22 protein-coding genes and 1 other RNA gene are annotated in these 24,834 nt (G+C 73.1%); 13 read left to right on the top strand and 10 right to left on the bottom strand.

Annotation, left to right across the window (positions count from 1 at the left end):
• Positions 1 to 3 precede the first annotated feature (3 nt).
• Entirely contained in the window at positions 4 to 1,074 is a 1,071-nt protein-coding gene (locus ABZS66_RS04080; RefSeq protein ID WP_354754918.1) for a histidine phosphatase family protein, read from the top strand.
• Here the strand turns inward: ABZS66_RS04080 and ABZS66_RS04075 are convergent.
• Positions 1,056 to 1,838, bottom strand: coding sequence for a sulfite exporter TauE/SafE family protein (locus tag ABZS66_RS04075; RefSeq protein WP_354754916.1), 783 nt, complete (start codon positions 1,836 to 1,838; stop codon positions 1,056 to 1,058). The two genes, ABZS66_RS04080 and ABZS66_RS04075, sit on opposite strands and share 19 nt — an antisense overlap.
• Before the next feature lie 27 nt (positions 1,839 to 1,865).
• On the opposite strand from ABZS66_RS04075, the gene rnpB reads away from it, so the two are divergent.
• The 3 genes from rnpB (at position 1,866) to ABZS66_RS04060 (ending at position 3,999) form a co-directional block, all read left to right on the top strand.
• Positions 1,866 to 2,263: RNase P RNA component class A (gene rnpB, locus ABZS66_RS04070), an RNA gene on the top strand.
• Between the two features lie 78 nt (positions 2,264 to 2,341).
• Positions 2,342 to 3,109 carry a hypothetical protein gene (locus ABZS66_RS04065; RefSeq protein WP_354754914.1) on the top strand — a complete coding sequence of 256 codons (768 nt, stop codon included), beginning with the start codon at positions 2,342 to 2,344 and terminating at the stop codon, positions 3,107 to 3,109.
• Positions 3,110 to 3,315: 206 nt separating this feature from the next.
• Positions 3,316 to 3,999, top strand: a complete 684-nt coding sequence (locus tag ABZS66_RS04060) for a hypothetical protein (RefSeq protein WP_354754912.1) — start codon at positions 3,316 to 3,318, stop codon at positions 3,997 to 3,999.
• A gap of 48 nt (positions 4,000 to 4,047) precedes the next feature.
• Here the strand turns inward: ABZS66_RS04060 and aroA are convergent, their stop codons facing one another.
• Both aroA and ABZS66_RS04050 read right to left on the bottom strand, forming a co-directional pair.
• Positions 4,048 to 5,322 (bottom strand): 3-phosphoshikimate 1-carboxyvinyltransferase, encoded by a 1,275-nt coding sequence (gene aroA, locus ABZS66_RS04055; RefSeq protein WP_354754911.1) that lies wholly within the window; start codon positions 5,320 to 5,322, stop codon positions 4,048 to 4,050.
• A gap of 43 nt (positions 5,323 to 5,365) precedes the next feature.
• Positions 5,366 to 5,752 (bottom strand): hypothetical protein, encoded by a 387-nt coding sequence (locus ABZS66_RS04050; RefSeq protein WP_354754909.1) that lies wholly within the window; start codon positions 5,750 to 5,752, stop codon positions 5,366 to 5,368.
• Positions 5,753 to 6,117: 365 nt separating this feature from the next.
• Between ABZS66_RS04050 and ABZS66_RS04045 the strand changes: the two genes are divergently transcribed.
• The 5 genes from ABZS66_RS04045 (at position 6,118) to ABZS66_RS04025 (ending at position 11,749) form a co-directional block, all read left to right on the top strand.
• A complete protein-coding gene (locus ABZS66_RS04045; RefSeq protein WP_354754907.1) occupies positions 6,118 to 6,315 on the top strand; it encodes a hypothetical protein in 198 nt (65 codons plus the stop codon).
• 132 nt (positions 6,316 to 6,447) lie between these two features.
• Complete coding sequence (locus ABZS66_RS04040; protein WP_354754905.1) at positions 6,448 to 8,301, top strand: hypothetical protein; 1,854 nt, start codon at positions 6,448 to 6,450, stop codon at positions 8,299 to 8,301.
• Between the two features lie 90 nt (positions 8,302 to 8,391).
• Positions 8,392 to 9,861, top strand: coding sequence for an RNB domain-containing ribonuclease (locus ABZS66_RS04035; protein ID WP_354754903.1), 1,470 nt, complete (start codon positions 8,392 to 8,394; stop codon positions 9,859 to 9,861).
• 2 nt (positions 9,862 to 9,863) lie between these two features.
• On the top strand, positions 9,864 to 10,556 hold the full coding sequence (gene npdG, locus ABZS66_RS04030; RefSeq protein ID WP_354754901.1) for an NADPH-dependent F420 reductase: 693 nt from the start codon (positions 9,864 to 9,866) through the stop codon (positions 10,554 to 10,556).
• Positions 10,553 to 11,749, top strand: a complete 1,197-nt coding sequence (locus ABZS66_RS04025; protein ID WP_354754899.1) for a cytochrome P450 — start codon at positions 10,553 to 10,555, stop codon at positions 11,747 to 11,749. The genes npdG and ABZS66_RS04025 overlap by 4 nt, the downstream gene beginning before the upstream one ends.
• Before the next feature lie 72 nt (positions 11,750 to 11,821).
• Here the strand turns inward: ABZS66_RS04025 and panB are convergent, their stop codons facing one another.
• Both panB and ABZS66_RS04015 read right to left on the bottom strand, forming a co-directional pair.
• Complete coding sequence (gene panB / locus ABZS66_RS04020) at positions 11,822 to 12,667, bottom strand: 3-methyl-2-oxobutanoate hydroxymethyltransferase (protein ID WP_354754897.1); 846 nt, start codon at positions 12,665 to 12,667, stop codon at positions 11,822 to 11,824.
• Between the two features lie 99 nt (positions 12,668 to 12,766).
• Complete coding sequence (locus ABZS66_RS04015) at positions 12,767 to 14,494, bottom strand: NAD+ synthase (RefSeq protein ID WP_354754896.1); 1,728 nt, start codon at positions 14,492 to 14,494, stop codon at positions 12,767 to 12,769.
• A gap of 153 nt (positions 14,495 to 14,647) precedes the next feature.
• Here ABZS66_RS04015 and glnA (ABZS66_RS04010) point away from each other — a divergent pair, with 153 nt between their 5' ends.
• Positions 14,648 to 16,000: a type I glutamate--ammonia ligase gene (gene glnA / locus ABZS66_RS04010; protein ID WP_354754894.1), complete on the top strand. Its 1,353-nt coding sequence runs from the start codon at positions 14,648 to 14,650 to the stop codon at positions 15,998 to 16,000.
• A gap of 6 nt (positions 16,001 to 16,006) precedes the next feature.
• Here the strand turns inward: glnA (ABZS66_RS04010) and ABZS66_RS04005 are convergent, their stop codons facing one another.
• The 3 genes from ABZS66_RS04005 to ABZS66_RS03995 are packed head-to-tail and all read right to left on the bottom strand — an operon-like array spanning position 16,007 to position 18,230.
• A complete protein-coding gene (locus ABZS66_RS04005) occupies positions 16,007 to 16,747 on the bottom strand; it encodes a ferredoxin reductase (protein ID WP_354754892.1) in 741 nt (246 codons plus the stop codon).
• The gene (locus ABZS66_RS04000) at positions 16,717 to 17,316 is read right to left on the bottom strand and encodes a sulfite oxidase-like oxidoreductase (protein WP_354754890.1); all 600 of its coding nucleotides are present in this window, start codon (positions 17,314 to 17,316) and stop codon (positions 16,717 to 16,719) included. The genes ABZS66_RS04005 and ABZS66_RS04000 overlap by 31 nt, the downstream gene beginning before the upstream one ends.
• Positions 17,317 to 17,345: 29 nt before the next feature.
• The gene (locus ABZS66_RS03995) at positions 17,346 to 18,230 is read right to left on the bottom strand and encodes an LD-carboxypeptidase (RefSeq protein WP_354754888.1); all 885 of its coding nucleotides are present in this window, start codon (positions 18,228 to 18,230) and stop codon (positions 17,346 to 17,348) included.
• Between the two features lie 24 nt (positions 18,231 to 18,254).
• On the opposite strand from ABZS66_RS03995, the gene ABZS66_RS03990 reads away from it, so the two are divergent.
• Both ABZS66_RS03990 and ABZS66_RS03985 read left to right on the top strand, forming a co-directional pair.
• Positions 18,255 to 19,049: a type 1 glutamine amidotransferase gene (locus tag ABZS66_RS03990; RefSeq protein WP_354755153.1), complete on the top strand. Its 795-nt coding sequence runs from the start codon at positions 18,255 to 18,257 to the stop codon at positions 19,047 to 19,049.
• Positions 19,049 to 21,952: a bifunctional [glutamine synthetase] adenylyltransferase/[glutamine synthetase]-adenylyl-L-tyrosine phosphorylase gene (locus ABZS66_RS03985; RefSeq protein WP_354754886.1), complete on the top strand. Its 2,904-nt coding sequence runs from the start codon at positions 19,049 to 19,051 to the stop codon at positions 21,950 to 21,952. The genes ABZS66_RS03990 and ABZS66_RS03985 overlap by 1 nt, the downstream gene beginning before the upstream one ends.
• Positions 21,953 to 22,147: 195 nt before the next feature.
• On the opposite strand, the gene glnA (ABZS66_RS03980) is transcribed toward ABZS66_RS03985, so the two are convergent.
• Entirely contained in the window at positions 22,148 to 23,572 is a 1,425-nt protein-coding gene (glnA, locus tag ABZS66_RS03980) for a type I glutamate--ammonia ligase (protein ID WP_354754885.1), read from the bottom strand.
• A 179-nt stretch (positions 23,573 to 23,751) separates the two neighbouring features.
• Between glnA (ABZS66_RS03980) and ABZS66_RS03975 the strand changes: the two genes are divergently transcribed.
• A complete protein-coding gene (locus ABZS66_RS03975) occupies positions 23,752 to 24,102 on the top strand; it encodes an RDD family protein (RefSeq protein WP_354754883.1) in 351 nt (116 codons plus the stop codon).
• Positions 24,103 to 24,108: 6 nt separating this feature from the next.
• Here the strand turns inward: ABZS66_RS03975 and ABZS66_RS03970 are convergent, their stop codons facing one another.
• On the bottom strand, positions 24,109 to 24,810 hold the full coding sequence (locus ABZS66_RS03970) for a DUF4191 domain-containing protein (protein ID WP_354754881.1): 702 nt from the start codon (positions 24,808 to 24,810) through the stop codon (positions 24,109 to 24,111).
• Positions 24,811 to 24,834: the final 24 nt, after the last annotated feature.

The raw sequence follows: 24,834 nt of genomic DNA, 5'->3' as shown, positions 1-24,834 counted from the left end.
GCGGTGCGGGTCACGGTCGAGGCGGACGGCGGGTCCCGCGGCAACCCGGGGCCGGCCGGCTACGGCGCCGTGGTCCGCGCCGAGACGGGCGAGGTGCTGGCCGAGCGGCTCGGTGCGCTCGGCGTCACCACGAACAACGTCGCCGAGTACACCGGGCTGATCGAGGGCCTGAAGGCCGCGCTGGAACTGGGCGCGGACGAGGTCGAGGTCCGGATGGACTCGAAGCTCGTCGTCGAGCAGATGTCAGGGCGCTGGCAGATCAAGCACCCGGGGCTGCGGCCGCTCGCGGCGGAGGCGTCCACGCTGGCCGGACGGTTCCGAGCCGTCCGGTACGGCTGGATCCCGCGCGAGCAGAACCGCGACGCGGACCGCCTGGCCAACGCGGCGATGGACGGGGCCGTCCCGTCCGCGCCGGCCGCGTCCCCCCGGTCCTGGGCGCCGCCCACCACCGGGTCGCCCCTGCGGATGGTGCTCGTGCGGCACGGGGAGACGCCGTTCACCGCCGGGAAGCGGTACTCCGGGCGCGGCGACGTGCCCCTCTCCGACCGCGGCCGGGAGCAGGCCGCCCGGGCCGCCGCGCGGGCCCTGGAGCTCGCGCCGGGGATCGAGGTCGTCGTCTGCTCCCCGCTGACCCGCTGCCGGGACAGCGCCGCCGCGTTCACCGGCCTGCCGGTCGAGGTCGACGACGACCTGGTGGAGTGCGACTTCGGCGAGTGGGAGGGGCTGACGTTCGGCGAGGTGCGGGAGCGGTACCCCGCCGAGCTCGACCGCTGGCTCGCCTCCACCGCCGTCGCGCCGCCCGGCGGCGAGAGCTTCCAGCAGGTCTCGATGCGGGTGCGGCGGGCGGTCCGGCGGCTGCAGGAGCGGTACGAGGGACGCCAGATCGCGGTCGTGAGCCACGTGACGCCGATCAAGCTGCTCCTCCGCGACGCGCTCGCTGCCGGCGAGTCGTTCCTGCACCGGTTGTACCTCGACCCGGCCGGGCTGTCGCTCGTGGACTCCTGGCCCGACGGCGGCGTCGCGGTCCGCGCGGTGAACGAGACCGCCCATCTGGCTCAGCTCAACGCGCGGTAGAGCAGGATCAGGCCCACGGTCACGCCGAAGGCCACGATCAGCCCCTTGAGCACCGCACCCGGCAGCCGCCGGGCCACCCGCGCCCCGACGTAGCCGCCGACGATCGCGGCCGGCGCGACGACCGCCACGTCGGCCCAGTCGACCGGCCCGAACAGCCCGAACGCGACGACCGTCACCAGCCCGCCGAGCGCCGAGATGACGTTCTTCAGCGCGCTCACGCGGGCCATGGACGCGTCGAGCACCAGCCCGAGCGCGGCGACGAGCATGACGCCGAGGGCCGCACCGAAGTACCCGCCGTAGAGCGACCCGACGAACACCATCGCGTGCAGGCTGAGCACCCGCCGCCGCGGCGACAGGTGGCGCGGGTGCCCGACCAGCCGCCGCAGCCGGTCCTGGAACGCGAGCACCCCGGCCGCGCCCAGCACCAGGAACGGCACGACCAGGTCGAACGCCTCCTGCGGGGTGGCGAGCAGCAGCGCGCACCCGAGGCCGGCCGCGATGACGGAGGTCGGCACCAGCCCGAGCAGCGTCCGCTTGCCGGTGTGGTCCCGAGCGAGATCGGCGAGGTCGGTCCGGCTGCCGTACACGGAGGCCGCGTACCCCGGGAACACCGACACGGAGTTCGTGACGTTGGCCGGCACCGACCCGAGCCCGGTCGCGATCAGCGCCGGGAACGTGATGAGCGACCCACCGCCGGCGATCGCGTTGACGGTGCCTGCGGCGAGCCCGGCGACGGCCAGGAGCACGATGTCTGGGAGGTTCATGGTCGGCTTAGGATAGATGGGAACGGACGAGTCGACCGGGCGGCCGCGTCGGTGCTTCCCCTCACGGGGTCGCGCCGCCGAGGAACGTCCGGGCTCCACAGGGCAGGGTGGTTGCTAACGGCAACCCGGGGTGACCCGCGGGACAGTGCCACAGAGAACAGACCGCCCATTGGGTAAGGGTGAAACGGTGGGGTAAGAGCCCACCAGCGCCCCGGGTGACCGGGGCGGCTAGGTAAACCCCACCCGGAGCAAGGTCAAAAGGGCCCGATCCCTTCGGGGTGACGGCCTGCGCAGGCGTTCGAGGGCGGCCCGCCCGATGCCTGCGGGTAGACCGCTGGAGCCTGCCGGCGACGGCAGGCCGAGATGGATGGCCGCCCCCTGCCGCAAGGCGGGGACAGAACCCGGCGTACAGGTCGACTCGTCCGTCGCCCGCTCGGGGCCGCTGGGCTGCCGCGCCTCAGTGGGGCAGCGCCGGAGCCGCCGGTCCTGGTTTGATGACGGCCGTGGCGAAGCAGTGGTGGTGGCGGGCCGGGATTCCCGTGCTCGGGCTGGTGGTCGCCGTCGCGGTCGGGTGGCGGCTCTCGTCCGAGGTCACCGTGCTCGTCGTCCTCTGCGCGTGGGTGCCGCTCACCGCCTGGTGCCTGTTCGCGCCCAGGACAAGGGCCGCGCTGCCGGTCGCGGTCGGGCTGCTCGCCCTGATCGCGACGGTCCGGTGGGTGCTGCCCGGGCAGCCGGGGGACCGGACGCTGTCGATCGCCTGGTCGGTGCTCATGTGGTACACCCTCCCCGGCGGTCTCGCCCTGCTGGTGGCGGCCTGGCGGTCGAAGGACGGGCCGCGGTGGCTGCGGGCGACCGCGACCGTGGCCGCCGCGGTGGCCCTCGCGATCGGCTGCTGCGGCGGCGCGAGCCTCCTCCTCTTCGACGAGCCGGGCGTGCCGTCGTCCGCCGAGCTGTTCCCGCTGCCGGCCGGGATGGACGCCGTCAGCGCGACCGGGCCGGACGGCGCGAACGGCTGCGACCGGACGGGGCACTCCTGCTGGTCGTACTACCGGGTCACGGGCGCCCCGGACGAGTCCGCCGCCGCCCTCACCGAGCGCCTGTGGCGGCACCTGCGTGAGAACAAGGGGTGGAACACGGACTCCTGCCAGCCGGTGGGCCGGTTCGGCCGGCTGACCTCGCCCGTCCTCTGCGTCACGGTGATGAGCGATCCGGCCGTCCCCGGCATCGGCGTGGAGCTGTCGATGACGGACCTCGAACCCTCGCCGGCCTGACGGGTCACCCCGCGAACACAACGGCCCCCGTGACGCAACCTGTCCCCGTCGCGAACCGGACAGTGCGCGGGCGCGCCCGCCGTGCAGCGGGCTAAAGATGCCGCAGATCGGCATTAAGAACAGCTTTCCCCGCTTGACCGGCATCAATGGGTCTCGGAAGCATGACCGGAGTTGCCATCGTCCGCCATGCCTTCGGGAGCCTTGCAGTGTCACGGATCAAGGGCCGTCTCGCCATCATCCTGAGTCTCGTCGCCGTCGCCGCGGTGGCCACGCCGCTGGCCATGGCCCAGGCCGAGGAGCAGGCGACGCCGCCCGCCGTGGCCGACCTCGGGAACCTCACGCCCGGCAGGATCGACCTGACCGGCGGGTCGCCCGCGCCCGTGCTCGGCGGCGCCGGCGGGGAGCAGCAGCTGGCCGCGGACGTGGTGCCGACCACGCTGCCGGGCCTGGCGGTCTGCCGGCGGTACCGCATCCTGAGCATCAGCGCCAACCGCTACATCGCGGAGGAGCAGAACTACGGCGGCTCGCTGCACAACGTGCTGCGTGCCCGCACGCCCGGCGAGTCGGTCGGCGGCTGGGAGATCTTCAACATCTGCTCGCAGAACGGCGGCGGCGTGGTCTACGTGATCGCGCCGTCCGGGGCCGTCGTCGCCGCGGAGTTCGGGTACACCGGCAGCAGCTTCGCCGCCCTGCGCGGCCGCTCGCAGACGATCGCCAACTGGGAGACGTTCGACGTCTGGCAGGACGGGACGTCGTACTTCCTGCGCAACGTGGCCCGCGGGACCTTCTGGACCTGCCGGCGCGACTACACCGGCAGCGCCTACAACATGATGAAGGGCTCCGGCGCGAGCGGCGGCAGCTGGGAGGCGCTCCGCTTCGAGGCGGTCTGATCCCAGGTGTACCGAGGGGTCCCCGCGGCGGGACCCCTCACTCGTGCGTCAGAGGCGGTTCAGGTCGACGAAGTACTCCGGGTAGGTCTTCGCCACGCACTTCGGGTCCTTGATGGTGATGCCGGGGACCCGCAGCCCGAGCAGCGCCAGGCTCATCGCCATGCGGTGGTCCTCATAGGTCTCGAAGGCCGTCGGCGCCGGCGGGCCCGGGTTGACGGTGAACCCGTCGGCGTCCTCGACCGCGTCGATGCCGGCCCGGCGCAGCTCGGTGACGACCGCGCCGATCCGGTCGGTCTCCTTCTTGCGGATGAAGCCGATGCCCCGCACGCGCGTGGGGGAGTCGGCGAACACGGCGACCGCCGCGAGGGTCTGCGCCGTGTCGGAGATGTCGGCCATGTCGACGTCGATGCCGTGCAGGGTGCCGGTGCCGGTGACGGTGATGCCGGCGGCGGTCCGCTCGACCCGCGCCCCCATCTGCTCCAGCAGGTCCGCGAACCGCACGTCGCCCTGGAGGCTGCGCTCGCCGAGCCCCTCGACGGTGACCCGCCCGTTGCCGATCGCGGCGGCGGCCAGCAGATATGAGGCGGCGCTCGCGTCCGGCTCGATGTCGTAGTCGGCCGGCCGATACCCACCCGGTGCGACCCGCAGGCCGTCGACGCTCACGCCGAACGCGGCCATCACCGCCGCGGTGGCCTCGACGTAGGGGACCGAGACGAGCTGCGAGGTCAGCTCGACGGAGAGCCCGTCGGTCATGAGCGGGCCGGCCATGAGCAGACCGCTGAGATACTGACTGGAGATGTGCCCCGGCAGCGCCACCTTGCCGCCGGCCACCGGGCCGGTCACCGCGAGCGGCAGGAAGCCGGGGGCGCCGAGCTCCTCGACGGTGGCGCCGAGCTCGCGCAGCGCGTCGACGAGCGGGCCGAACGGCCGCGCCCGCAGCTGCGGCGAGCCGTCGACCACGCCGCGCGCCGGGCGCAGCGCGACCGCCGGCAGGACGAACCGCCCCGTGGTGCCGGACTGCCGGGCGTCGACCGACACCTCGCCGGTCGCCGTGCGCGGGTCGACGCCGTCGACGACGACGGTGTGCGCGGCCTCGTCCACCGTCAGGTCGGCGCCGAGCGCGCGCACCGCGCCGAGCATCGCGTGGGTGTCGTCGGCGAACAGCACCCCCGTCAGCGTGCTGCGGCCGGGAGCCAGCGCCGCGCAGATGAGCGCGCGGTTGGTGATGCTCTTCGAGCCCGGCGGGCGCAGCGAGACGTCGGGCGGCGCCGTCAGCGGCGTGACGGTCAGGGCGGCGGGCAAATCGTCGGCATGCAGGCTCACGACCCGATTGTCCCGCAGCCGCGTACCGGGCGGTGGCGCGGCCTCACCCGGTTCCCGACAGCCGGTACGTGCCGTCGCCGGTGGGCTCGACGCCGGTACCGCCGAGGGCCGAGCGGACTGCCTCGGACAGCCACAGCTGGCGGGGCCCGGCCCGGTCGGCGAGCGCCTGCGCGCCCGTGACGGCCGGGCCGCCGAAGCGGTCGCGGTTCGGCTGCGGCGCACCGGACTCCAGGCCGAACCGCACGAACGACATGGCCCGCGGCCGCAGGTACGCGGTCACGTCCCGCACGGCCGCCGCGGCGTCGGCGTACACGAGCACGGTGCGGCCGTCGACGGCCCGGACGGCCCGGCCGCCGGTGAGGTGCCGGGCGACGTCGTCGGCGGCGGCCGAGCCGCCGATCGCAAGGGTCACGGGGGTCTCCTGCGTCATGCCGGGCATCGTAGCGGCGCGGTCGTCCACGGTGGACGCTCCTCGTTTGTCCCCGAATGAGGACTCGGTGGGTCGACCGGACGACTCGAATGTGGATCCACCGTTCGGCTCACCCTCGGGTGACTCCGGCCACAGGATCGGGGCGGGAAATCCCCGGTTTCGGTGGGATTTCGGCGGTCACCCATGATCGCGGAAGCGTTGCCGCACAACGGATTCCCGTCAATGCCGATACCGCCGCGCAACCCTTCCGACCGGGTTCTGCGTGTCTTCGACGGCTGCTGGACGGTTGCGTCTACTGTGGAATCCCAACCAGCTATTTGCCGGTTTCGGTGGCGCATGTTTCATTTGCGGTGCACAGTGATGTCATGAGCAGCAGCGGTGCTGAGCGGTACTACTGGTGCCTTTCTCACCAACGGGTCGAGTCCGAGGCGGAGATGTGTGCCGGACGGGATCGGCTCGGCCCCTATGATTCGGCGGCAGATGCCGAACAGGCACTCGCCAAAGTCCAGGAACGCAACGAGGCGTGGGAAGCCGAAGACGAACGGTGGGAAGGCAGGCACTGAGCAAGACGCCGGAGCCAGGGCGACCGCGAACCGCCCGGGCAGCACCGGCTGGCAACAACCCGTTCCACCCGCACGACCCAACCGCGAACATCCCGCAGGACGCGGGAGAGAAACTCCTCCAGGAGGACCACGATGGCCGCAGCTAAGAAGGCCACCACGAGATCGGCCGCAACGCGTGCGGCCGCAACCACCACGGCCGCCGACACGTCGGCCCCCGCCAGGGCCGCGAAGACGGTCGCAGCCTCGGCTCCGCGCCGGACGGCGACGACGACGGTGACGCCGTCGGGCACCACTGCCCGCAAGACCGCCACGGCTCGCGCCACGGCGGCGAAGGCGGCCGCGGCTCCGGCCGCGAAGGCGGCGTCCGCCGCGAAGTCCACGGCGGCGGCGAAGGCGGCGCGGCCCGCCGCGAAGTCGGCGACGGCGACCAAGGCGACCGCGGCCCGGCCCGCCGCGAAGTCGGCCGCCACGGCCGCGAAGACGGCGACGCCCGCGGCGAAGGCCACCGCGGCCAAGTCGACGGCCGCGCGGCCCGCCGCGAAGTCGGCGGCGGCCAAGGCCACGACGGCGAAGTCGGCGCGGCCCGCGGCGAAGTCGGCCACGGCCGCGAAGACGGCGACCCCGGCGGCGAAGGCCACCGCGGCCAAGTCGACGGCGGCGAAGAAGACGACGGCGGCCAAGTCGACCGCGGCGAAGTCCACGGCGGCGAAGTCGGCCGCGAAGTCGACGGCGGCGGCGACCAAGGCGGCGCCGGCCAAGAAGGTGACCGCGAAGGCGACGCCGGCGAAGACCGCGGCGGCGAAGAAGACGACGGCGGCCACCAAGACCACGGCCACCAAGGCCGCCGCGAAGACGACCGCGAAGGCGGCGCCGGCGAAGGCCGCGGCGAAGACGACGGCCAAGGCGGCCCCGGCCAAGAAGGCGCCGGCGAAGACGGCCACCAAGGCGGCGGCGAAGACCACCGCGGCCAAGGCGACCACGGCGAAGGCCACCACGGCCAAGGCGACGCCGGCCAGGACGGCGGCGGCGAAGAAGACGGCCGCGGCGAAGGCCGCCCCGGCGAAGAAGGCCGCGACCAAGGCGGCACCGGCGAAGACGGCCACCAAGGCGGCGGCGAAGACCGCCACCAAGGCCGCCACGAAGACGGCCGCCACGAAGACGACCGCGAAGGCGGCGCCGGCGAAGACCGCGGCGAAGACGACGGCCAAGGCGGCCCCGGCCAAGAAGGCGCCGGCCAAGACGGCGGCGAAGACCACGGCCAAGGCGACGCCGGCCAGGACGGCGGCGGCGAAGAAGACGGCCGCGGCGAAGGCCGCCCCGGCGAAGAAGGCCGCGACCAAGGCGGCACCGGCGAAGACGGCCACCAAGGCGGCGGCGAAGACCGCCACCAAGGCCGTCACCAAGGCCGCCACGAAGACGGCCGCCAGGCCGACCACGGTCAAGGCCACCACCGCGAAGGCCACCCCGGCGAAGACCGCGGCGAAGAGCACCGCGGCCAAGGCGGCGGCCAAGGCGGCCACCGCCAAGACGGCGAAGGCCACCACGGCGAAGGCGGCCCCGGCGAAGACCGCCAAGGCCACCACGGCCCCTGCCAGGACGGCGAAGGCCACCACCGCGAAGGCGGCGCCGGCGAAGACCGCGGCGAAGTCGACGGCGAAGGCGGTTCCGGCCAAGAAGGCGCCGGCGAAGACGGCCGCCAAGTCCACCACGGCGCGCAAGACCGCGGCCAAGGCGGCTCCGGCCACCGAGGCGCCGCTCGCCATCACCGCCCCCGTCGAGTCGGTCGCCCCGGCCGAGCCCGCCACCCCGGCGGTCGTCGCCGAAGGCGGCCTCGACGCGGGCGGACCGTCTTCGGTCGAGGCGGCCCCGGCCGCCGCGACGTCGGGCGCCGAGGCCGAGGCCATCCCTGGCCGCGAGAACGGCAACAACCCCGAAGAGGCGGCGAACATGACGCCGGAGGACTGGGCCAGCCTGGCCCGTCCCTGACGCGGGACGACAACCGGAGGCGCGGCCCGGCACACGGGCCGCGCCTCCGGCGCGTCCGGGGTTGTCGTACCGGGCTGGTAAGACTGACCCGTGACCACCCGCCGTGTGTACGCCCCGCGCATCGACTTCGCCGCGCTCCGCGAGGAGCTCGGCCTGCCCACCCGGTTCTCCGACGAGGCCGAGCGGGAGGCGGCCGCGGCCGCCGCCAAGACGTTCGGTGACCGGCCCGACCGGACCGAGCTGGAGTTCGTGACGATCGACCCGCCCACGTCGCGCGACCTCGACCAGGCCCTCCTGCTGCTGCGCAGCGACGGCGGCGGCTATCGGGTGCGTTACGCCATCGCCGACGTCGCCGCGTTCGTGACGCCGGGCGGGCAGCTGGAGCGCGAGACGTGGGAGCGCGGCCAGACCGTCTACCTGCCCGACGGCAAGGTTCCGCTGCACCCGCCGGTGCTCAGCGAGGACGCCGCGAGCCTGCTGCCCGACCGGGACCGCCCGGCCGTGCTCTGGACGATCGACCTCGACGCCGAGGGGCGCACGACCGCGGCCCACGTCGGGCGGGCGCTCGTGCGCAGCCGCGCGAAGCTCAACTACGAGCAGGTCCAGCGGGACGTCGACGCCGGCACGCCGCACCCGTCGGTCGCGCTGCTGCCCGAGGTGGGCAAGCTGCTCGTCGAGCGGAGCCTGGAGCGCGGCGCGGTCAACCTGCCGCTGCCCGAGCAGGAGGTCGAGCCCGACGGCGACGGCTGGCGGCTCACGCTGCGCGCGCCGGTGCCCGTCGAGGAGTGGAATGCGCAGATCTCGCTGCTGACCGGGATGGCCGCCGCGCGCATCATGCTCGACGGCGGGGCCGGCCTGCTGCGGACGATGCCGGAGCCGCCGCGCGAGGTGGTCGAGGCGCTGCGGGTCGCGGCCCGGGCCCTGGAGGTGCCGTGGCCCGACGGCGCCTCGCCCGGCCGGGTGATCGCCGCGCTCGACCCCGCGCAGCCGCGGGCGGCGGCGTTCCTCGACCAGGCGGCCGAGATGATGCGCGGCGCCGGCTACACGGCGTTCGACGGCGCCGCGCCGGAACAGCCCCGGCACGCGGCCGTGGCCGCGTCGTACGCACACGTGACGGCCCCGCTGCGGCGCCTGGCCGACCGCTACGTCACCGAGGTGTGCCTGGCCCTGTTCGCGGGCGCAGCGGTGCCCTCATGGGCCCGGGAGGCGCTGCCGAAGCTGCCCGACGTCATGAGCCGCACCGACCGGGTCGCCGGGTCCGCCGACCGGGGCGCCGTCGACCTCACCGAGGCGGTCCTGCTCCAGGGCCGGGTGGGCGAGGAGTTCGACGCGGCGGTGCTCGACGTCGACCCCAAGGGCAGGCGCGGCGCGATCGCGCTCGACGACCCGCCGGTGCGGGCGCGCTGCGCGACCACGGCTCCGGGCGGGCTACCGCTGGGGGAGCGGATCCGGGTGCGGCTGGCCGAGGCCGACCCGGCCCGCCGGAAGGTGCTCTTCGAGGCGGCCACGAGTGACGAAGTTCCAGGCGAGGAGACGCCGGGCGAGAAGGTAGAAAGGTAGTCATGACCTACGACCAGAGCGCACTGCCCGACGTGACGGGGCTGTCCGTCGGGATCCTCGGCGGCACCGGCCCGCAGGGCCGCGGCCTCGCCTACCGGTTCGCCCGCGCGGGCCAGCGGGTGCTGGTGGGATCCCGCTCGATGGAGCGCGGCGCCCAGGCGGCCGAGGAGCTCGCCGCGATGCCCGGTGTGCCGGCCGGCGTCGTCAGCGGCGGCGACAACGCGTTCGCGTGCGGCGCCGACGTGGTGATCGTGGCGGTGCCGTGGGAGGGCCACGAGGCGACCGTCGCCGAGCTCGCGCCGCTGCTCGGCGGCAAGATCGTGGTCGACTGCGTCAACCCCCTCGGCTTCGACAAGCAGGGCGCCTTCCCGCTGCCGGTGGCCGAGGGCAGCGCCGCCGAGCAGGCCGCGACGCTGCTGCCCGAGTCGCGGGTGTGCGCGGCGTTCCACCACGTCAGCGCGGTGCTGCTGGCCGACCCCGAGGTGGCCGGCGTCGACCTCGACGTGCTGGTGCTCGGCGACGACCGGGAGGCGGCCGAGCAGGTGCAGGCGCTGGCCGGGCGCATCGAGGGCATGCGGGGGGTGTTCGCCGGCCGGCTGCGCAACGCGGGCCAGGTCGAGGCGCTGACCGCGAACCTCATCGCCATCAACCGCCGCTACAAGGCCCACGCCGGCATCCGGGTGACGGACCTGTGACTGCGGAGCTGTTCGACCCCTGGTCGGCCGAGTTCGTCGCCCGGCCCTACCCGGCCTATGCCTGGCTGCGCGAGCACGCGCCGGTGCACTGGTTCGAGCCGTCCCGGCAGTACCTCATCTCCCGCCACGAGGACGTCAACGCGCTCCTGCGGGACCGCCGGCTCGGCCGCAGCTACCTGCACGTGGCCTCGCACGAGGAGATGGGCCGGTCCGCGCCCCCGGCCGACCAGGAGCCGTTCTGGACGCTGAACAACAACGGCATGCTCGACCGCGAGCCGCCCGACCACACCCGGCTGCGGCGGCTCGTCTCGCAGGCCTTCACCCCCCGGCGGGTGGAGGCCCTGCGGCCCGTCGTGCAGCGGCTCGCCGACGGGCTCGTCGACGCGTTCGTGGCCGCGGGCGGCGGCGACCTCATCGCGGCCGTCGCCGAGCCGCTGCCGGTCACGGTCATCGCCGAGCTGCTCGGCATCCCCGACGCCGACCGGCACCGGCTGCGGCCCTGGTCGGCCGCGATCTGCGGGATGTACGAGCTGAACCCCTCCCGGGAGAGCGCCGACGCGGCCGTGCGGGCCTCCGAGGAGTTCTCCGACTACCTGCGGTCCCTCGCCCGCCGGCGCGCGGCCGAGCCGGAGGACGACCTGGTCTCGGCCCTGGCCGCGGTCGAGGGGCTCAGCGAGGACGAGCTCATCGGCACCTGCGTGCTGCTGCTCAACGCCGGCCACGAGGCGACCGTCAACGTCACCGGCAACGGCTGGTGGGCGCTGCTGCGCGACCCGGCGGCGCTGGCCCGGCTGCGGGCCGAGCCGGAGCTGCTGCCCGGCGCGATCGAGGAGCTCATGCGCTTCGACACGCCGCTGCAGATGTTCGAGCGCTGGGTGCTGGAGGACATCGAGGTCCGCGGGGTGCCGATCCCGCGCGGCAGCGAGGTGGCCCTGCTGTTCGGCTCGGCCAACCACGACCCGGCCGTGTTCACCGCTCCGGAGCGGCTCGACCTGGGCCGCCGGGACAACCCGCACATCTCCTTCGGCGCCGGCATCCACTACTGCCTGGGCGCCCCGCTGGCCCGCATCGAGCTGGCGTCGTCGTTCGGCGCGCTCCTCGCCAAGGCCCCTGACCTGCGGCTCGACCGTGAGCCCAGGTGGAAGCCCGGCTATGTCATCCGCGGGCTCGAAGCGCTGGAGGTGTCCGTCTAGCCGTCTCGCGGGCGCAGGCACGGCGGCCGAGCTGGCGCAGGACCTGCACCAGCTCGTCCCGCACTTCAGGCCCTAGAAGGTGTGCTCCTGGGCCGGGAAGGCGCCCGAGCGGACCTCGTCGGCGAACGCCTGGGTGGCCTCGTTCAGCGCGCCGGCCAGGTCGGCGTAGCGCTTGACGAAGCGCGGGGCCTTGCCGGTGCGCAGGCCGGCCATGTCCTGCCAGACCAGCACCTGGGCGTCGGTGTCCGGGCCGGCGCCGATGCCGACGGTCGGGATCGCCAGCTCGTGGGTGATGCGCTTGGCCACGTCGCCGGGCACCATCTCCAGCACCACCGCGAAGGCGCCCGCCTCGGCGACCGCGTGGGCGTCCTCGACGACCGCCTCGGCGGCGTCGCCGCGGCCCTGCACCCGGTAGCCGCCGATGGCGTGCTCCCGCTGCGGGGTGAAGCCGATGTGCGCCATGACCGGGATGCCGGCGCCGGTGATCGCCTCGACCTGCGGCGCCATCCGGGCGCCGCCCTCGAGCTTCACCGCGTGGCAGCCGCCCTCCTTCATGAACCGCACGGCGGTGCGCAGCGCCTGCGTCGGGCCCTCCTCGTAGGAGCCGAACGGCAGGTCACCCACGATGAGCGAGCGCCGCGTGGAGCGGACGACGGCCCGTACGAGCGGCAGCAGCTCGTCCTCGGTCACCGGGACCGTGGACTCGTAGCCGAAGACGTTGTTGGCGGCCGAGTCGCCGACGAGCAGGACCGGGATCCCGGCCGCGTCGAAGATGCCGGCCGTGTACTGGTCGTACGAGGTGAGCATGGGCCACTTCTCGCCGCGCTCCTTGGCGGCCAGCAGGTCCCTGGTGCGCACCCGGCGGTTGACGGCACCGCCGTAGAGGGACTGGATCTCGGACATCGATGTCCTCCTCATGTGCTCCTCGAGGCCCCGTAGCGGGGTCCCCGGGCTGTTCCTCCGATCGTCGCACCGGCCCGGTCGGCGCGGACCGGACCAATGCGATATTTCACATGCCTACTGGCGGGGAGCCTCCCGGAAGCGGTTGGTGATCGGCAGGCGGCGGTCGCGGCCGAACGCCTTGATGGAGATCTTGGTCCCCGGTGCGCTCTGGCGGCGCTTGTACTCCGCGAGGTCGACCATCCGCAGGGTGCGGTCGACGAGCGCGGCGTCGTAGCCGGCAGCGACCAGGTCGTCGCGGCCCAGGTCCCCGTCCACGTAGCCGGCCAGGATCGGGTCGAGCACCTCGTAGTCGGGCAGCGAGTCGGTGTCGAGCTGGCCCGGGCGCAGCTCCGCGCTCGGCGGCTTGGTGATGGAGTTCTCCGGGATCGGCGGGGTGTCGCCGCGCCGGCCGGCCTCCTCGTTGCGCCACTTCGCCAGCCGCCAGACCAGCGTCTTCGGCACGTCCTTGATCGGGTTGAAGCCGCCGACCGAGTCGCCGTAGAGGGTGGAGTAGCCCACCGCGAGCTCGCTCTTGTTGCCGGTGGTGAGCACGAGGTGACCCTCCTGGTTCGACAGCGCCATGAGGATCACGCCACGCACCCGGGCCTGGAGGTTCTCGACCGCGATGCCCGACAGCGCCATGTTGGCCAGGAAGCCGTCGACCATCGGCTGGATCGGCTCGGTGCGGTAGTCGAGGCCGGTGCGCCGGGCCAGGTCGGCGGCGTCGTCGCGGGAGTGCTCCGACGAGTGGCCGCTGGGCATCGAGACGCCGACCACGCCGGCCGGGCCGAGCGCGTCGCAGGCGATCGTCGCGACGACCGCCGAGTCGATGCCGCCCGACAGGCCCAGCGCGACGCTGCGGAAGCCGTTCTTGCGCACGTAGTCGCGCAGGCCGAGGACCAGGGCCTGCCAGACCTCGGCCTCGTCGGTGACCCGCGCGGCGATCTCCGGGGCCGGCGCGGGCTGCTCGTTGGCCGGCACGGTGTCGGAGACGTGGATGTTGACCACCCGCATCTCGGCGTGGCCGACGACCGGCGGGACCGGCTCGGCGGCCGGCAGGTCGAGGTCGAGGACCATGAGATGCTCGGCGAACTGGGGCGCGCGGGCGATGAGCGAGCCGTCCGGGCGCACGACCATCGAGTCGCCGTCGAAGACCAGCTCGTCCTGGGCGCCGACCATGTTGACGTAGGCCACCGTGGCCCGCGCCTCGGCCGCCCGGCGGGCGACCAGGGCGAGCCGGGTGTCGTCCTTGTTCAGCTCGTAGGGCGAGCCGTTGATGTTCACGACCAGGCCGACCCTGGCGTCGGCGGCGACCGCGAACGGGCCGCCCTCCTGCCACAGGTCCTCGCAGATGGTGAGCGCGACGTCGACCCCGCCGACGCGCAGGACGGTCAGCGTGTCGCCGGGCTCGAAGTACCGGTCCTCGTCGAAGACGCCGTAGTTGGGCAGGTGGTGCTTGAAGTACGTGGCGACCTGCGTGCCGCGGTGCAGCACCGCGAGGGCGTTGCGCGGGCCCACGGTGTCGGCGTCGAGGTAGCCGGCGATCACGACGGTCTCGCCGAGGCCGTCGTCCTGGAGGCGGACCGCCAGGTCGTCGACGGCCCGCTTGGACGCCGCGACGAAGGACTCGCGGAAGACGAGGTCCTCGACCGGGTAGCCGGTGAGCATCATCTCCGGGAAGGCGACCACGTGCGCGCCGGCGCCGGCGGCCTTGGCGGTCCAGCCGTGGACCAGGGCCGCGTTACCAGGGATGTCGCCGACCGTCGGGTCGATCTGGGCGAGAGCGAGTCGCAACCGGGGCATGTTTCAAGTGTGGACCAACGCCTCAGACGCTGCGCGTGTGACGTTCACTCCAGTGCCCAGGGAGATGGGCAGGTCCGGTAACTTGTGCGTAACACCGCCGGGCAAGACTTGCCCGAATTGGCCGCAGACCGACAGCTCGTGTGGGGGAACGCCGTGGACCGTCAGCAGGAGTTCGTGCTCCGCACCCTCGAGGAGCGGGACATCCGGTTCGTCAGGCTGTGGTTCACCGACGTCCTGGGCACGCTCAAGAGCGTCTCGGTGGCGCCGGCCGAGCTCGAGTCGGCGTTCGAGGAGGGCATCGGCTTCGACGGCTCGGCCATCGAGGGCTTCGCCCGGGTCTACGAGTCCGACATGGTCGCCATGCCCGACCCGACGACCTTCCAGGTCTTCCCGTTCGAGGGCGGCATGTCGGGCGAGAGCGCCCGCATGTTCTGCGACATCACGCTGCCCGACGGCTCGCCGTCCTGGGCCGACCCGCGTCACGTGCTGCGCCGGGCCCTGTCGCGGGCGGCCGAGAAGGGCTTCACCTTCTACACCCACCCCGAGGTCGAGTTCTTCCTGCTGGAGTCGATGGGGGAGAAGGGCTCGGTGCCGGTCCCGGTCGACACCGGCGGCTACTTCGACCACACCACCCACGCCGTCGCCCGTGACTTCCGCCGCCAGGCGGTGCTCGCCCTGGAGCGGATCGGCATCTCCGTCGAGTTCAGCCACCACGAGGTCGCGCCGGGCCAGCAGGAGATCGACCTGCGGTATGCCGACGCGCTGACCACGGCCGACAACATCATGACGTTCCGGCACGTCATCAAGGAGGTCGCGCTCTCCCACGGGGTGCACGCCACCTTCATGCCGAAGCCGTTCACCGACCAGCCGGGCAGCGGCATGCACACGCACCTGTCGCTGTTCGAGGGCGAGCGCAACGCGTTCCACGACGCCAGCGACCCGATGAAGCTCTCCAAGGTCGGCCAGGCGTTCATCGCCGGCCTGCTGGTGCACGCCCGGGAGTACACGGCGATCACCAACCAGTGGGTCAACTCCTACAAGCGGCTCTTCCCGCAGTCGGTGCCGAACCGGATCACCGAGTCCCCGGCGTACGTCTGCTGGGGCCACACCAACCGCTCCGCCCTGGTCCGCGTGCCGGCCTACGGCAAGCCGAACTCGGCCCGCGTCGAGGTCCGCTCGCTCGACTCGGCCTCCAACCCCTACCTGGCGTATGCGGTGATGCTGGCCGCCGGCCTGCGGGGCATCGAGCAGGGCTACGAGCTGCCCCCGGGCGCCGAGGACGACGTGTGGGGCCTCACCGACGCCGAGCGGCGGGCGGCCGGCTACGAGACGCTGCCGGAGAACCTGTCCCAGGCGATCGACGTCATGGCCGGCTCCGAGCTGGTCGCCGAGACCCTCGGCGAGCACGTCTTCGACTTCTTCCTGAAGAACAAGCGCACGGAGTGGGAGGAGTACCGGCGGGTCGTGACCCCCTACGAGCGCGAGCGCTACCTGGGGATCATGTAGGGCCGGTCAGCCGTAGCGCTCGGTCTTGACGCCGCGGGCGTCGTGGCCGAGCGCCACCATGATGTCCGCCACCGTCTCCACGAAGCCGGTCGGCCCGCACACGAACACGTTCGGCTGGAAGTCGGCCGGCCAGGCGTGGGTGTTGACGTCGGCCACGCCGACCCGGCTGCCGCGCACCCGCGTGTAGACGTACTGCACGTCGAGCCCGCGGTCGTCGCGGGCCCGCCGGCGCAGCTCGTCGGCGTAGATGACGTCCTCCGGCGTGCGCACCGAGTAGAGCAGGCGGAACGGGGTCTTCACGCCGTGCTCGGCCCGGCTGCGGATCATGGCCATGAGCGGCACCACGCCCGAGCCGCCGGCCATGAGCTGCACCGGGGCGGGGTCGGTGGGCCGCCAGACGAACCAGCCGCCGATCGGGCCGCGCAGCTCGATCGGCTGGCCGACCTCCCACACGTCGGTGAGGTACGGCGAGACCTCGCCGTCGTCGAGCCGCTGGACGGTGATCTCCAGGCCGGTGGCGGACGCGATCGAGTAGCTGCGCTGGGCGGTGTACCCGTCCTCGGCGGTCAGGCGCACGTCCACGTGCTGGCCGGGCAGGTGGCCCGGCCAGTCCTCGACGTCGAGCACGAGCGTGCGCGCGGTCGGCGTCTCCTGCCGCACCTCCTTCAGGACGGCCTTCCGCCAGGTCAGCCGCCCTCCGCTGCGCTCCGGACCGCTCAGTCGCCCTGGTACCGCTGCTCGCGCCATGGATCTCCGTAGTTGTGGTAGCCGGCCTCTTCCCAGAAGCCCGGCTCGTCCTCGAGCATCATCCGCAGGCCGTGCACCCACTTCGCGGACTTCCAGAAGTACAGGTGGGGCACCAGCAGGCGGGCCGGCCCGCCGTGCTCGGGCTCCAGCGGCTCGTCGTCGTAGCGGTACGCCACCCAGGCCTTGCCGTCGAGGAGGTCCTCCAGCGGCAGGTTGGTGGTGTAGCCGTCGTAGGAGTGTGCCATGACGTAGTCGGCGGCGGTCTCCACGTCCTCCAGCAGCGTGTCGATCGGCACGCCCCGCCAGCCGGTCTGCAGTTTCGACCACTTCGTGACGCAGTGGATGTCGACCGTCACGTCCTCGTACGGCAATGCGGTGAACTCGCCCCACGTCCACTTGTGCTGGCCGCCGGCCTCCGTGGTGATCACGAACTCCCAGCGGTCGGTGCGCACCCGCGGCGTCGGCCCGGCCGACAGGACCGGGAAGTCGTGGGCGAGGTACTGGCCGGGCGGCAGGTCCGGCTGCTGTTTGCGGCGAAGACCGCCGAAGCCCGGTGTCACAAAACTCATGACCGCCATCCTGCCCCAGGGATGTTTCCTCACCCATCCGTAGAACGACTGCGCAGGACACCGACTGCTGTGTCGAGCGTCGCAGTGGCCCCGACGACCACGGTGAGCTGCCCGAAGCCGTGCCCGATCGGCAGGCCCCCGAGGACCGGGCAGCCCAGGAGCCGCAGCCGCTCCTCCAGCACCTCGAACGCGGTGACCGGCCGATGGTCGGCGCACCCGGTGAACTGCCCGACCGCCACGGCGGCCACGCCGTCCAGCGCGCCGGCGCGGATGAGCTGGGTCAGCATGCGGTCCAGGCGGTAGGGCGCCTCGCCGACGTCCTCGAGGAGCAGGATCGCGCCGGATACATCGGGCATATCCGGCGTACCGAGGGTGGTCGCGAGCATCGTGAGATTGCCGCCCAGCAGCAGGCCGGTCACGGGAGGGCCCTCGATGAGTGGACCCTCCTCCAGTCGCGGCACGACCAGCTCGTCCGCGGTCATCAGTGCCGACCGGAGCGACATTTCGGAAGTATCGGGCAGCCGATCCTCGAACCACGCCGCCCCCGGACCGTGCACCGAGGGGCGCCGGGCCACCCGCCACAACGCGAGCTGCAGCGCCGTGATGTCCGAGAAGCCGACCAGGTGCTTCGGCGCACCCCACCGCACCCCGTCGGCGATGCGCTGGGCACCGTAGCCGCCACGGGTGCAGATCACCGCCCGGACCCGCGGGTCGGCGAGGGCGGCGTTGAGGTCGTCGAGCCGGTCGGCGTCGCGGCCGGCCAGGTACCCGTGCTCGGCGAACACGTGCTTGGCCAGCTCGACCCGCAGCCCCCAGCCCTCCAGCAGCTCGACGCCGCGGGCCACCCGGTCGGGCCGGGTCGGGCCGGACGGGGACACCAGCCGGACGACGTCTCCGGGCTCCAGTGGTCGCACGGTCGTTATTGTCGGTGCGTGACGATCGAAGGTTCTCCGCGGGGCAATGTGGCGCTGGTGGTCGAGAACGACCCGACCGACGATGTGCGCCGGCTCGGGGACTGGCTGACCGGCGGCGGTCTCACGCTCGACGTGGTCCGCCCGCACGCCGGCGACCCCCTCCCGGCCGACCTGGACGGCTACGCGGCGCTCGTGGTGATGGGCGGTGAGCAGGACGCCTTCCCCGACGCGTCCGGCGAGCGCGCGTCCCCCTGGTTCGACGCCCTCGAAGGGCTGCTGCGCAAGGCGGTCCGGCACAAGGTACCGACGCTGGCGGTGTGTCTCGGGGCGCAGCTGCTCGCGCAGGCCCACGGCGGCACGGTCGAGCGCAGCTCCGCCGGGCCCGAGATCGGCGTGCGCCTCGCCGCCCGCCGCGACGTCGCCGACAACGACCCGGTCTTCGCCGCGGTGCCGTTCGCGCCCGACGTCCTGCAGTGGCACGTCGACGAGATCGTCGAGCTGCCCGTCAACGCCGTCCTGCTCGCCGCGTCGACGCACTACCCGGTCCAGGCGTTCCGGATCGGCGGCTCGGCCTGGGGCCTGCAGTTCCACATCGAGTGCGACACCGAGATGTTCGCGGCGTGGGCGATGGACGGTGTCGGCACGCTGGGCGAGCTCGGCATCGACGCCGTCGAGCTGCTGGAGTCCGTCGACGCCGCCCAGGACGACCTGGCCGAGGTCTGGCGGCCGTTCGCGGAGCGGTTCGCGGCGGTCGCGCTCGGCCGCACCCCGCACGGCGAGGGCGGGCTGCGCTCGCTGCCGCTGCTCGGGCCGCGTTGATGGCGACCCACCTCGCACGGTTCGGCTTCATCGACGGTGACCGCGCCGAGCTGATGACCGGGCCGGAGGGCCTGCGGCTGTGGGACCCGGCGGCCGGCAAGCCGATCGACGACGACGCCGCGGCGGTGCTCGACACCCTGTACTTCGCCGCCGACCCCGACCTGGCCCTCTTCCAGCTGCACCGGCTCTACGAGTCGGCCGGCGAGGAGCTGCGCACCGAGGTCCTCACCGACCGGGCGCTGCGCCGCCGGCTCGTCGGCGTCCTCGGCGTGTCGGCCACGCTCGGCGACCTGCTCGTCGCCAACCCCGGCGAGTGGCGGGAGCTCCAGGGCGAGCAGAACCACCGCGCGGCCGGCTACGCGAGCCGCGAGGTGTCCACCGTCCCGTCGCTGCGTCAGGGGTACCGGCGGGAACTCCTGCGGATCGTGGCGGCCGACCTGACGGCGGCGGCCGACGTCGAGGTGACCATGCGGCGCCTCACCGAGCTCGCCGACGCCACCCTGGTGGCCGCGCTCGGCATCGCGGTCGCCGAGGCCCCGGAGCACGCCGCCGCCTGCCGGCTGGCCGTGGTCGCCATGGGCAAGTGCGGCGGCCAGGAGCTCAACTACGTCAGCGACGTCGACGTGGTGTTCGTCGCCGAGCCGGCCTCCGACGACGTCGAGGTCGAGGTCGCGATGCGGGCCGGCAGCGCGCTCGCCGCCCGGATGATGGAGATCTGCGGGTTCGTCGCCTGGCCGGTCGACGCGGCCCTGCGCCCCGAGGGCAGCCGCGGCACGCTGGTGCGCACCGTCGCCTCCCACCTCGCCTATTACCGGAAGTGGGCGAAGACCTGGGAGTTCCAGGCCCTGCTCAAGGCCCGCCCGGCCGCCGGCGACCGGGCCCTGGGGGAGCAGTGGCTGGCCGAGCTCCAGCCGCTCATCTGGGCCGCCGCCGAGCGGCCCGAGGCGGTCGACGAGGTGCGGGCGATGCGCCGGCGGATCATCGAGGCCATCCCGCGGGCCGAGGTCGAGCGCGAGATCAAGCGCGGCCCGGGCGGGCTGCGCGACATCGAGTTCGCCGTCCAGCTGCTCCAGCTCGTCCACGGCCGGGGCGACGAGTCGCTGCGCACCCCCACGACCCTCGCCGGGCTGCGGGCGCTCATCGAGGGCGGCTACGTCGGGCTGGCCGACGGCGAGGCGCTGCTGCGGGCGTACCGCTTCCTGCGCGTCGTCGAGCACCGGCTCCAGCTGCAGCGCCTGCGCCGCACCCACACCGTGCCCGACGACCCGGACGCGCTGCGCTGGCTCGCGCACGCCCTCGGCTACCGCCCGAGCGCCGCCCGCGACGCCGTCGAGTCGTTCCGCGCCGACTGGGTCCGCCATGCCGGCGAGGTCCGCCGGCTGCACGCCAAGCTGTTCTACCGGCCGCTGCTGGAGGCGGTCGCCCGGGTGCCCAGCGAGCAGCTGCGGCTCACGCCCGACGCCGCCCGCGCCCGCCTGGAGGTGCTCGGCTTCGCCGACCCGGCCGGCGCGCTGCGCCACCTCCAGGCCCTCACCGGCGGCGTCTCGCGCACGGCGGCCATCCAGCGGCAGCTGCTGCCGGCGCTGCTCAGCGAGTTCGCCGACGCCCCCGAGCCGGACCGCGGCCTGCTCGCCTACCGGCAGGTGTCGGAGAAGGTCGGGAACACGCCGTGGTACCTGCGGCTGCTGCGCGACGAGGGCCCGGTGGCGCTGCGCCTGGCCCGCCTCCTGGCGCTGTCGCGCTACGTGACCGAGCTGCTCGTCCACGACCCGGAGGCGCTGCGACTGCTCGCCGACGACACCGAGCTCGTCCCGCGCTCCGCCGAGACCCTCACCGAGGGCTTCGCGGCCGCCGCCGCCCGCCACCCCGACCCGGAGACGGCGATCAACGCGGTCCGCGCCCTGCGCCGCCGCGAGCTGTTCCGGATCGCCGCCGCCGACCTGCTGGGCCTGCTCGACGTCACGGAGGTCGGCACGGCCCTGTCCGCCGTCATCGACGCCACGCTCCGGGCCACCCTCGGCGTCACCGCCGCCCTCGCCACCCCGCTGCCGTTCGCGATCATCGGCATGGGCCGGCTGGGCGGCCACGAGACCAGCTACCCGTCCGACGCCGACGTCCTGTTCGTCTACGAGCCGCCCCCGGGCATGGCCGACGACGCCGCCAGCGGGGCCGCCCTGACGGTGGCGGAGGAGCTGCGCCGCCTGCTGGCCCGCCCGGCCCACGACCCGCCCCTGGGCGTAGACGCCGACCTGCGCCCGGAGGGCCGCCAGGGCCCGCTGGTGCGCAGCCTGGGGGCGTACCGCCAGTACTACACCCGCTGGTCGTCGGTCTGGGAGGCGCAGGCCCTGCTCCGCGCCCGCTACGTGGCCGGCGACGCGGACCTGGCCGCCCGCTTCCTGGCCATCGCCGACACGAAGCGCTACCCCGACGGCGGCCTGAGCCGCGAGCAGATCCACGAGATCCGCCGGCTGAAGGCCCGCGTCGACAGTGAGCGCCTCCCGCGCGGCGCCGACCCCGCCACGCACACCAAGCTGGGCCGCGGCGGCCTGACCGACGTGGAGTGGACGGTCCAGCTCCTCCAGCTCCGCCACGGCTCGACGATCCCGCCCCTGCGCACCACCCGCACCCTGGAGGCGCTGTCGGCCGCCGCCGCGGCCGACCTGGTCACCGAGCCCGACGCCGCGGCCCTGCGCGCGGCCTGGCGCCAGGCGTCCCAGGTCCGCAACCTGATGACGCTGGTCCGCGGCCGCGCCTCGGACCAGCTCCCGAGACAGGGCCCCGACCTGGCCGCCGCGGCCCGCGTCCTGGGCCACGGCGCGGAGCCCCAGGAGTTCCTGGACGAGTACCTCCGCGTGGCCAGACACGCCCGCCAGGCCGTCGAGCGGATCTACCACCCCTCCTGACCCGCCGCCGGCGGCCGTGATCGCGAAGACTTTTGGTATCCCTGGGTACCAGAACCCTTCGGGATCATGGCCCACATCGTCGCGGCGCGGCCCATGATCCGCCCTCGGTAGTCGCGACGCCGGGCCGAAACGCGGAGCGGCCCGCCCCCGGAAAGGGGCGGGCCGCTCGTGCCAGAACCTGTGGGACCGGGCAGGTCACACGTCGTAGTACATCGCGAACTCGTGCGGGGTCGGGCGCAGGCGCACCGGGTCGACCTCGTTGGCGCGCTTGTACGAGATCCAGGTGTCCACCAGGTCCTGGGTGAACACGCCGCCCTCGAGGAGGAAGCCGTGGTCGGCCTCCAGCGAGTCCAGCACCTCGGGCAGCGAGCCCGGGACCTGCTTGACGTTGGCGACCTCCTCCGGCGGGAGGTCGTACAGGTCCTTGTCGATCGGGGCCGGCGGCTCGATCTTGTTCTTGATGCCGTCCAGGCCGGCCATCAGCATCGACGCGAACGCCAGGTAGACGTTGGCCGACGGGTCCGGGACGCGGAACTCGACGCGCTTGGCCTTCGCGTTGGTGCCCGTGACCGGGATGCGGGTGCAGGCCGAGCGGTTGCGCTGCGAGTACACCAGGTTGACCGGCGCCTCGTAGCCCGGCACCAGGCGGCGGTACGAGTTGACCGTCGGGTTGGTGAAGGCGAGCAGCGACGGGGCGTGGTGCAGCAGGCCGCCGATGTACCAGCGGGCCGTGTCCGACAGGCCGCCGTAGCCGGCCTCGTCGTAGAACAGCGGCTCGCCACCCAGCCACAGCGACTGGTGGGTGTGCATGCCCGAGCCGTTGTCGCCGAAGAGCGGCTTCGGCATGAAGGTCGCCGTCTTGCCGGCGGCCCACGCCGTGTTCTTCACGATGTACTTGAACAGCTGGAGCTGGTCGCCCGCGTGCAGCAGGGTCGAGAACTTGTAGTTGATCTCGGCCTGGCCGGCGGTGCCGACCTCGTGGTGCGAGCGCTCGACGACGAAGCCGGCGCCCAGCAGCTTCTGCACGATCTGGTCACGCAGGTCGGCGTAGTGGTCGACCGGCGGGACCGGGAAGTAGCCGCCCTTGTAGGCGGTCTTGTAACCCCGGTTGCCGCCCGGCTCGTCCTTGCCGGAGTTCCACCAGCCCTCGATCGAGTCGATGTAGTAGTAGGCCTGGTTCGCCGAGGTCTCGTGCCGGATCGAGTCGAAGATGTAGAACTCGGCCTCGGGGCCGAAGTAGGCGGTGTCGGCGATGCCGCTCGACTTGAGGTACGCCTCGGCCTTCTTCGCCACGTTGCGCGGGTCACGCGAGTAGGCCTCGCGGGTGAACGGGTCGTGGATGAAGAAGTTCAGCGCCAGGGTCTTCTCGACCCGGAACGGGTCGATGAAGGCCGACGTCGGGTCCGGCAGCAGCAGCATGTCCGACTCGTGGATCGCCTGGAAGCCACGGATCGACGAGCCGTCGAACGCCAGGCCGTCGCTGAACACCGACTCGTCGAACGACTCCACCGGGACATTGAAGTGCTGCATGACACCCGGCAGGTCACAGAAGCGCACGTCGACGAAGCGGACGCCCTCGTCCTTCACGTATCGCAGCAGCTCGTCAGAATTGGCGAACACTCGTCCTCCAGGTCGCAGGCCTAACCAGTCTGGTGATCACTTCAGTGTGAAGGTGGCTGGTTGGTCGCGACCGTAGAACCGTGCGATTGCCCATGCGTGTCCCAATTGTTTCCGCTGTGTTTCGCCAACCGTGAGCAGGGAGTGAGGAGACCAACAGCGGTTCGGTAGTCTGGGCCGCCGTGGAACACGTCCAGGCCGCGCTTTCGCGGCGCTTCGGTGCCCTGCTCATCGACTGGCTGCTGTGCCTGCTCATCGCGGGCGCGTTCGCCGACCCGGTCCGGGAGCCGTGGCTCGCCCCGGGCATTCTCGTGGTCGAGTACGCGCTGTTCGTCGGCTTCTTCACGCAGACCGTCGGCATGAAGCTGATGCGCATCCGCTGTGTGTCGCTGGACACAGGCACCGCGCTGGGCGTGCCGCGGGCGCTGCTGCGCGGCGTCGTGATGCTGCCGCTGGTCACCGCACTGATCATGGACTCGAACCAGCGCGGCCTTCATGACAAGGCCGCGGGCTCCGTCGTGGTCAGCGCCTAGGCAGGCCTAGCGGCCGCGCATCGCCTTGAAGGCGCCCTTCGGCGGCTTCATGTTCTTCGGCATGGCGCCCCGCGGCATCTGCGGGCGGGCCGACAGGGCCTTGAGCCGCTTGTCGAGGGCGTTGACGTCCTTGCCGGTGATCGTGCGCGGCAGCCGGATCAACGTGCTGCGCAGCTTGGCCAGGGGCAGCTGCCCCTCTTCGTTGCCGATCATGAAGTCGCGCAGCTCGGCGTTGCCGATCACCTTGACCAGCCGGCGGCGCTCCTGGTTGATCAGGCCCTTGACCCGGCTCGGGTTGCCCTCGCCGAGGAGGATGACGCCCGGCCGCCCGATGATCAGGTGCACCATGTCGAACTGCGTCGTCGACGCCACGGCGGGGGTGACCCGCCAGTCGCCGCGCATGTTCTCGATGATCGAGGCGGCCGCGCCGGGCTGGCCCTCGGCCTCCTTCATCATCGCCTTCTGCGAGCGGAGGTTGAGCACGATGACCGTGCCCAGCAGGGCCAGCAGGATGCCCATCGGCAGCCAGATCCAGGACAGCACGCCGATGCCGAACAGCACGCCGACCGCGATGAGCGGCACCGCGATCACCGTGATCACCAGCGGCAGGAACACCTTGTCCCGCTTTGCGGTGAACGAGAACACCATGCCGATCTGCTTCAGCCGGGTGAAGAACCCGACCTTCTCCGGCTCCTGGGCCTTTGCCATACCACCGAGTCTAGTGGGACGCGG

The organism is Dactylosporangium sp. NPDC005572 (assembly GCF_040605515.1).
GTDB lineage: Bacteria > Actinomycetota > Actinomycetes > Mycobacteriales > Micromonosporaceae > Dactylosporangium.
The sequence above is the reverse complement of the archived record's forward strand: the minus strand, read 5'-3'. Positions and strand labels throughout refer to the sequence as shown.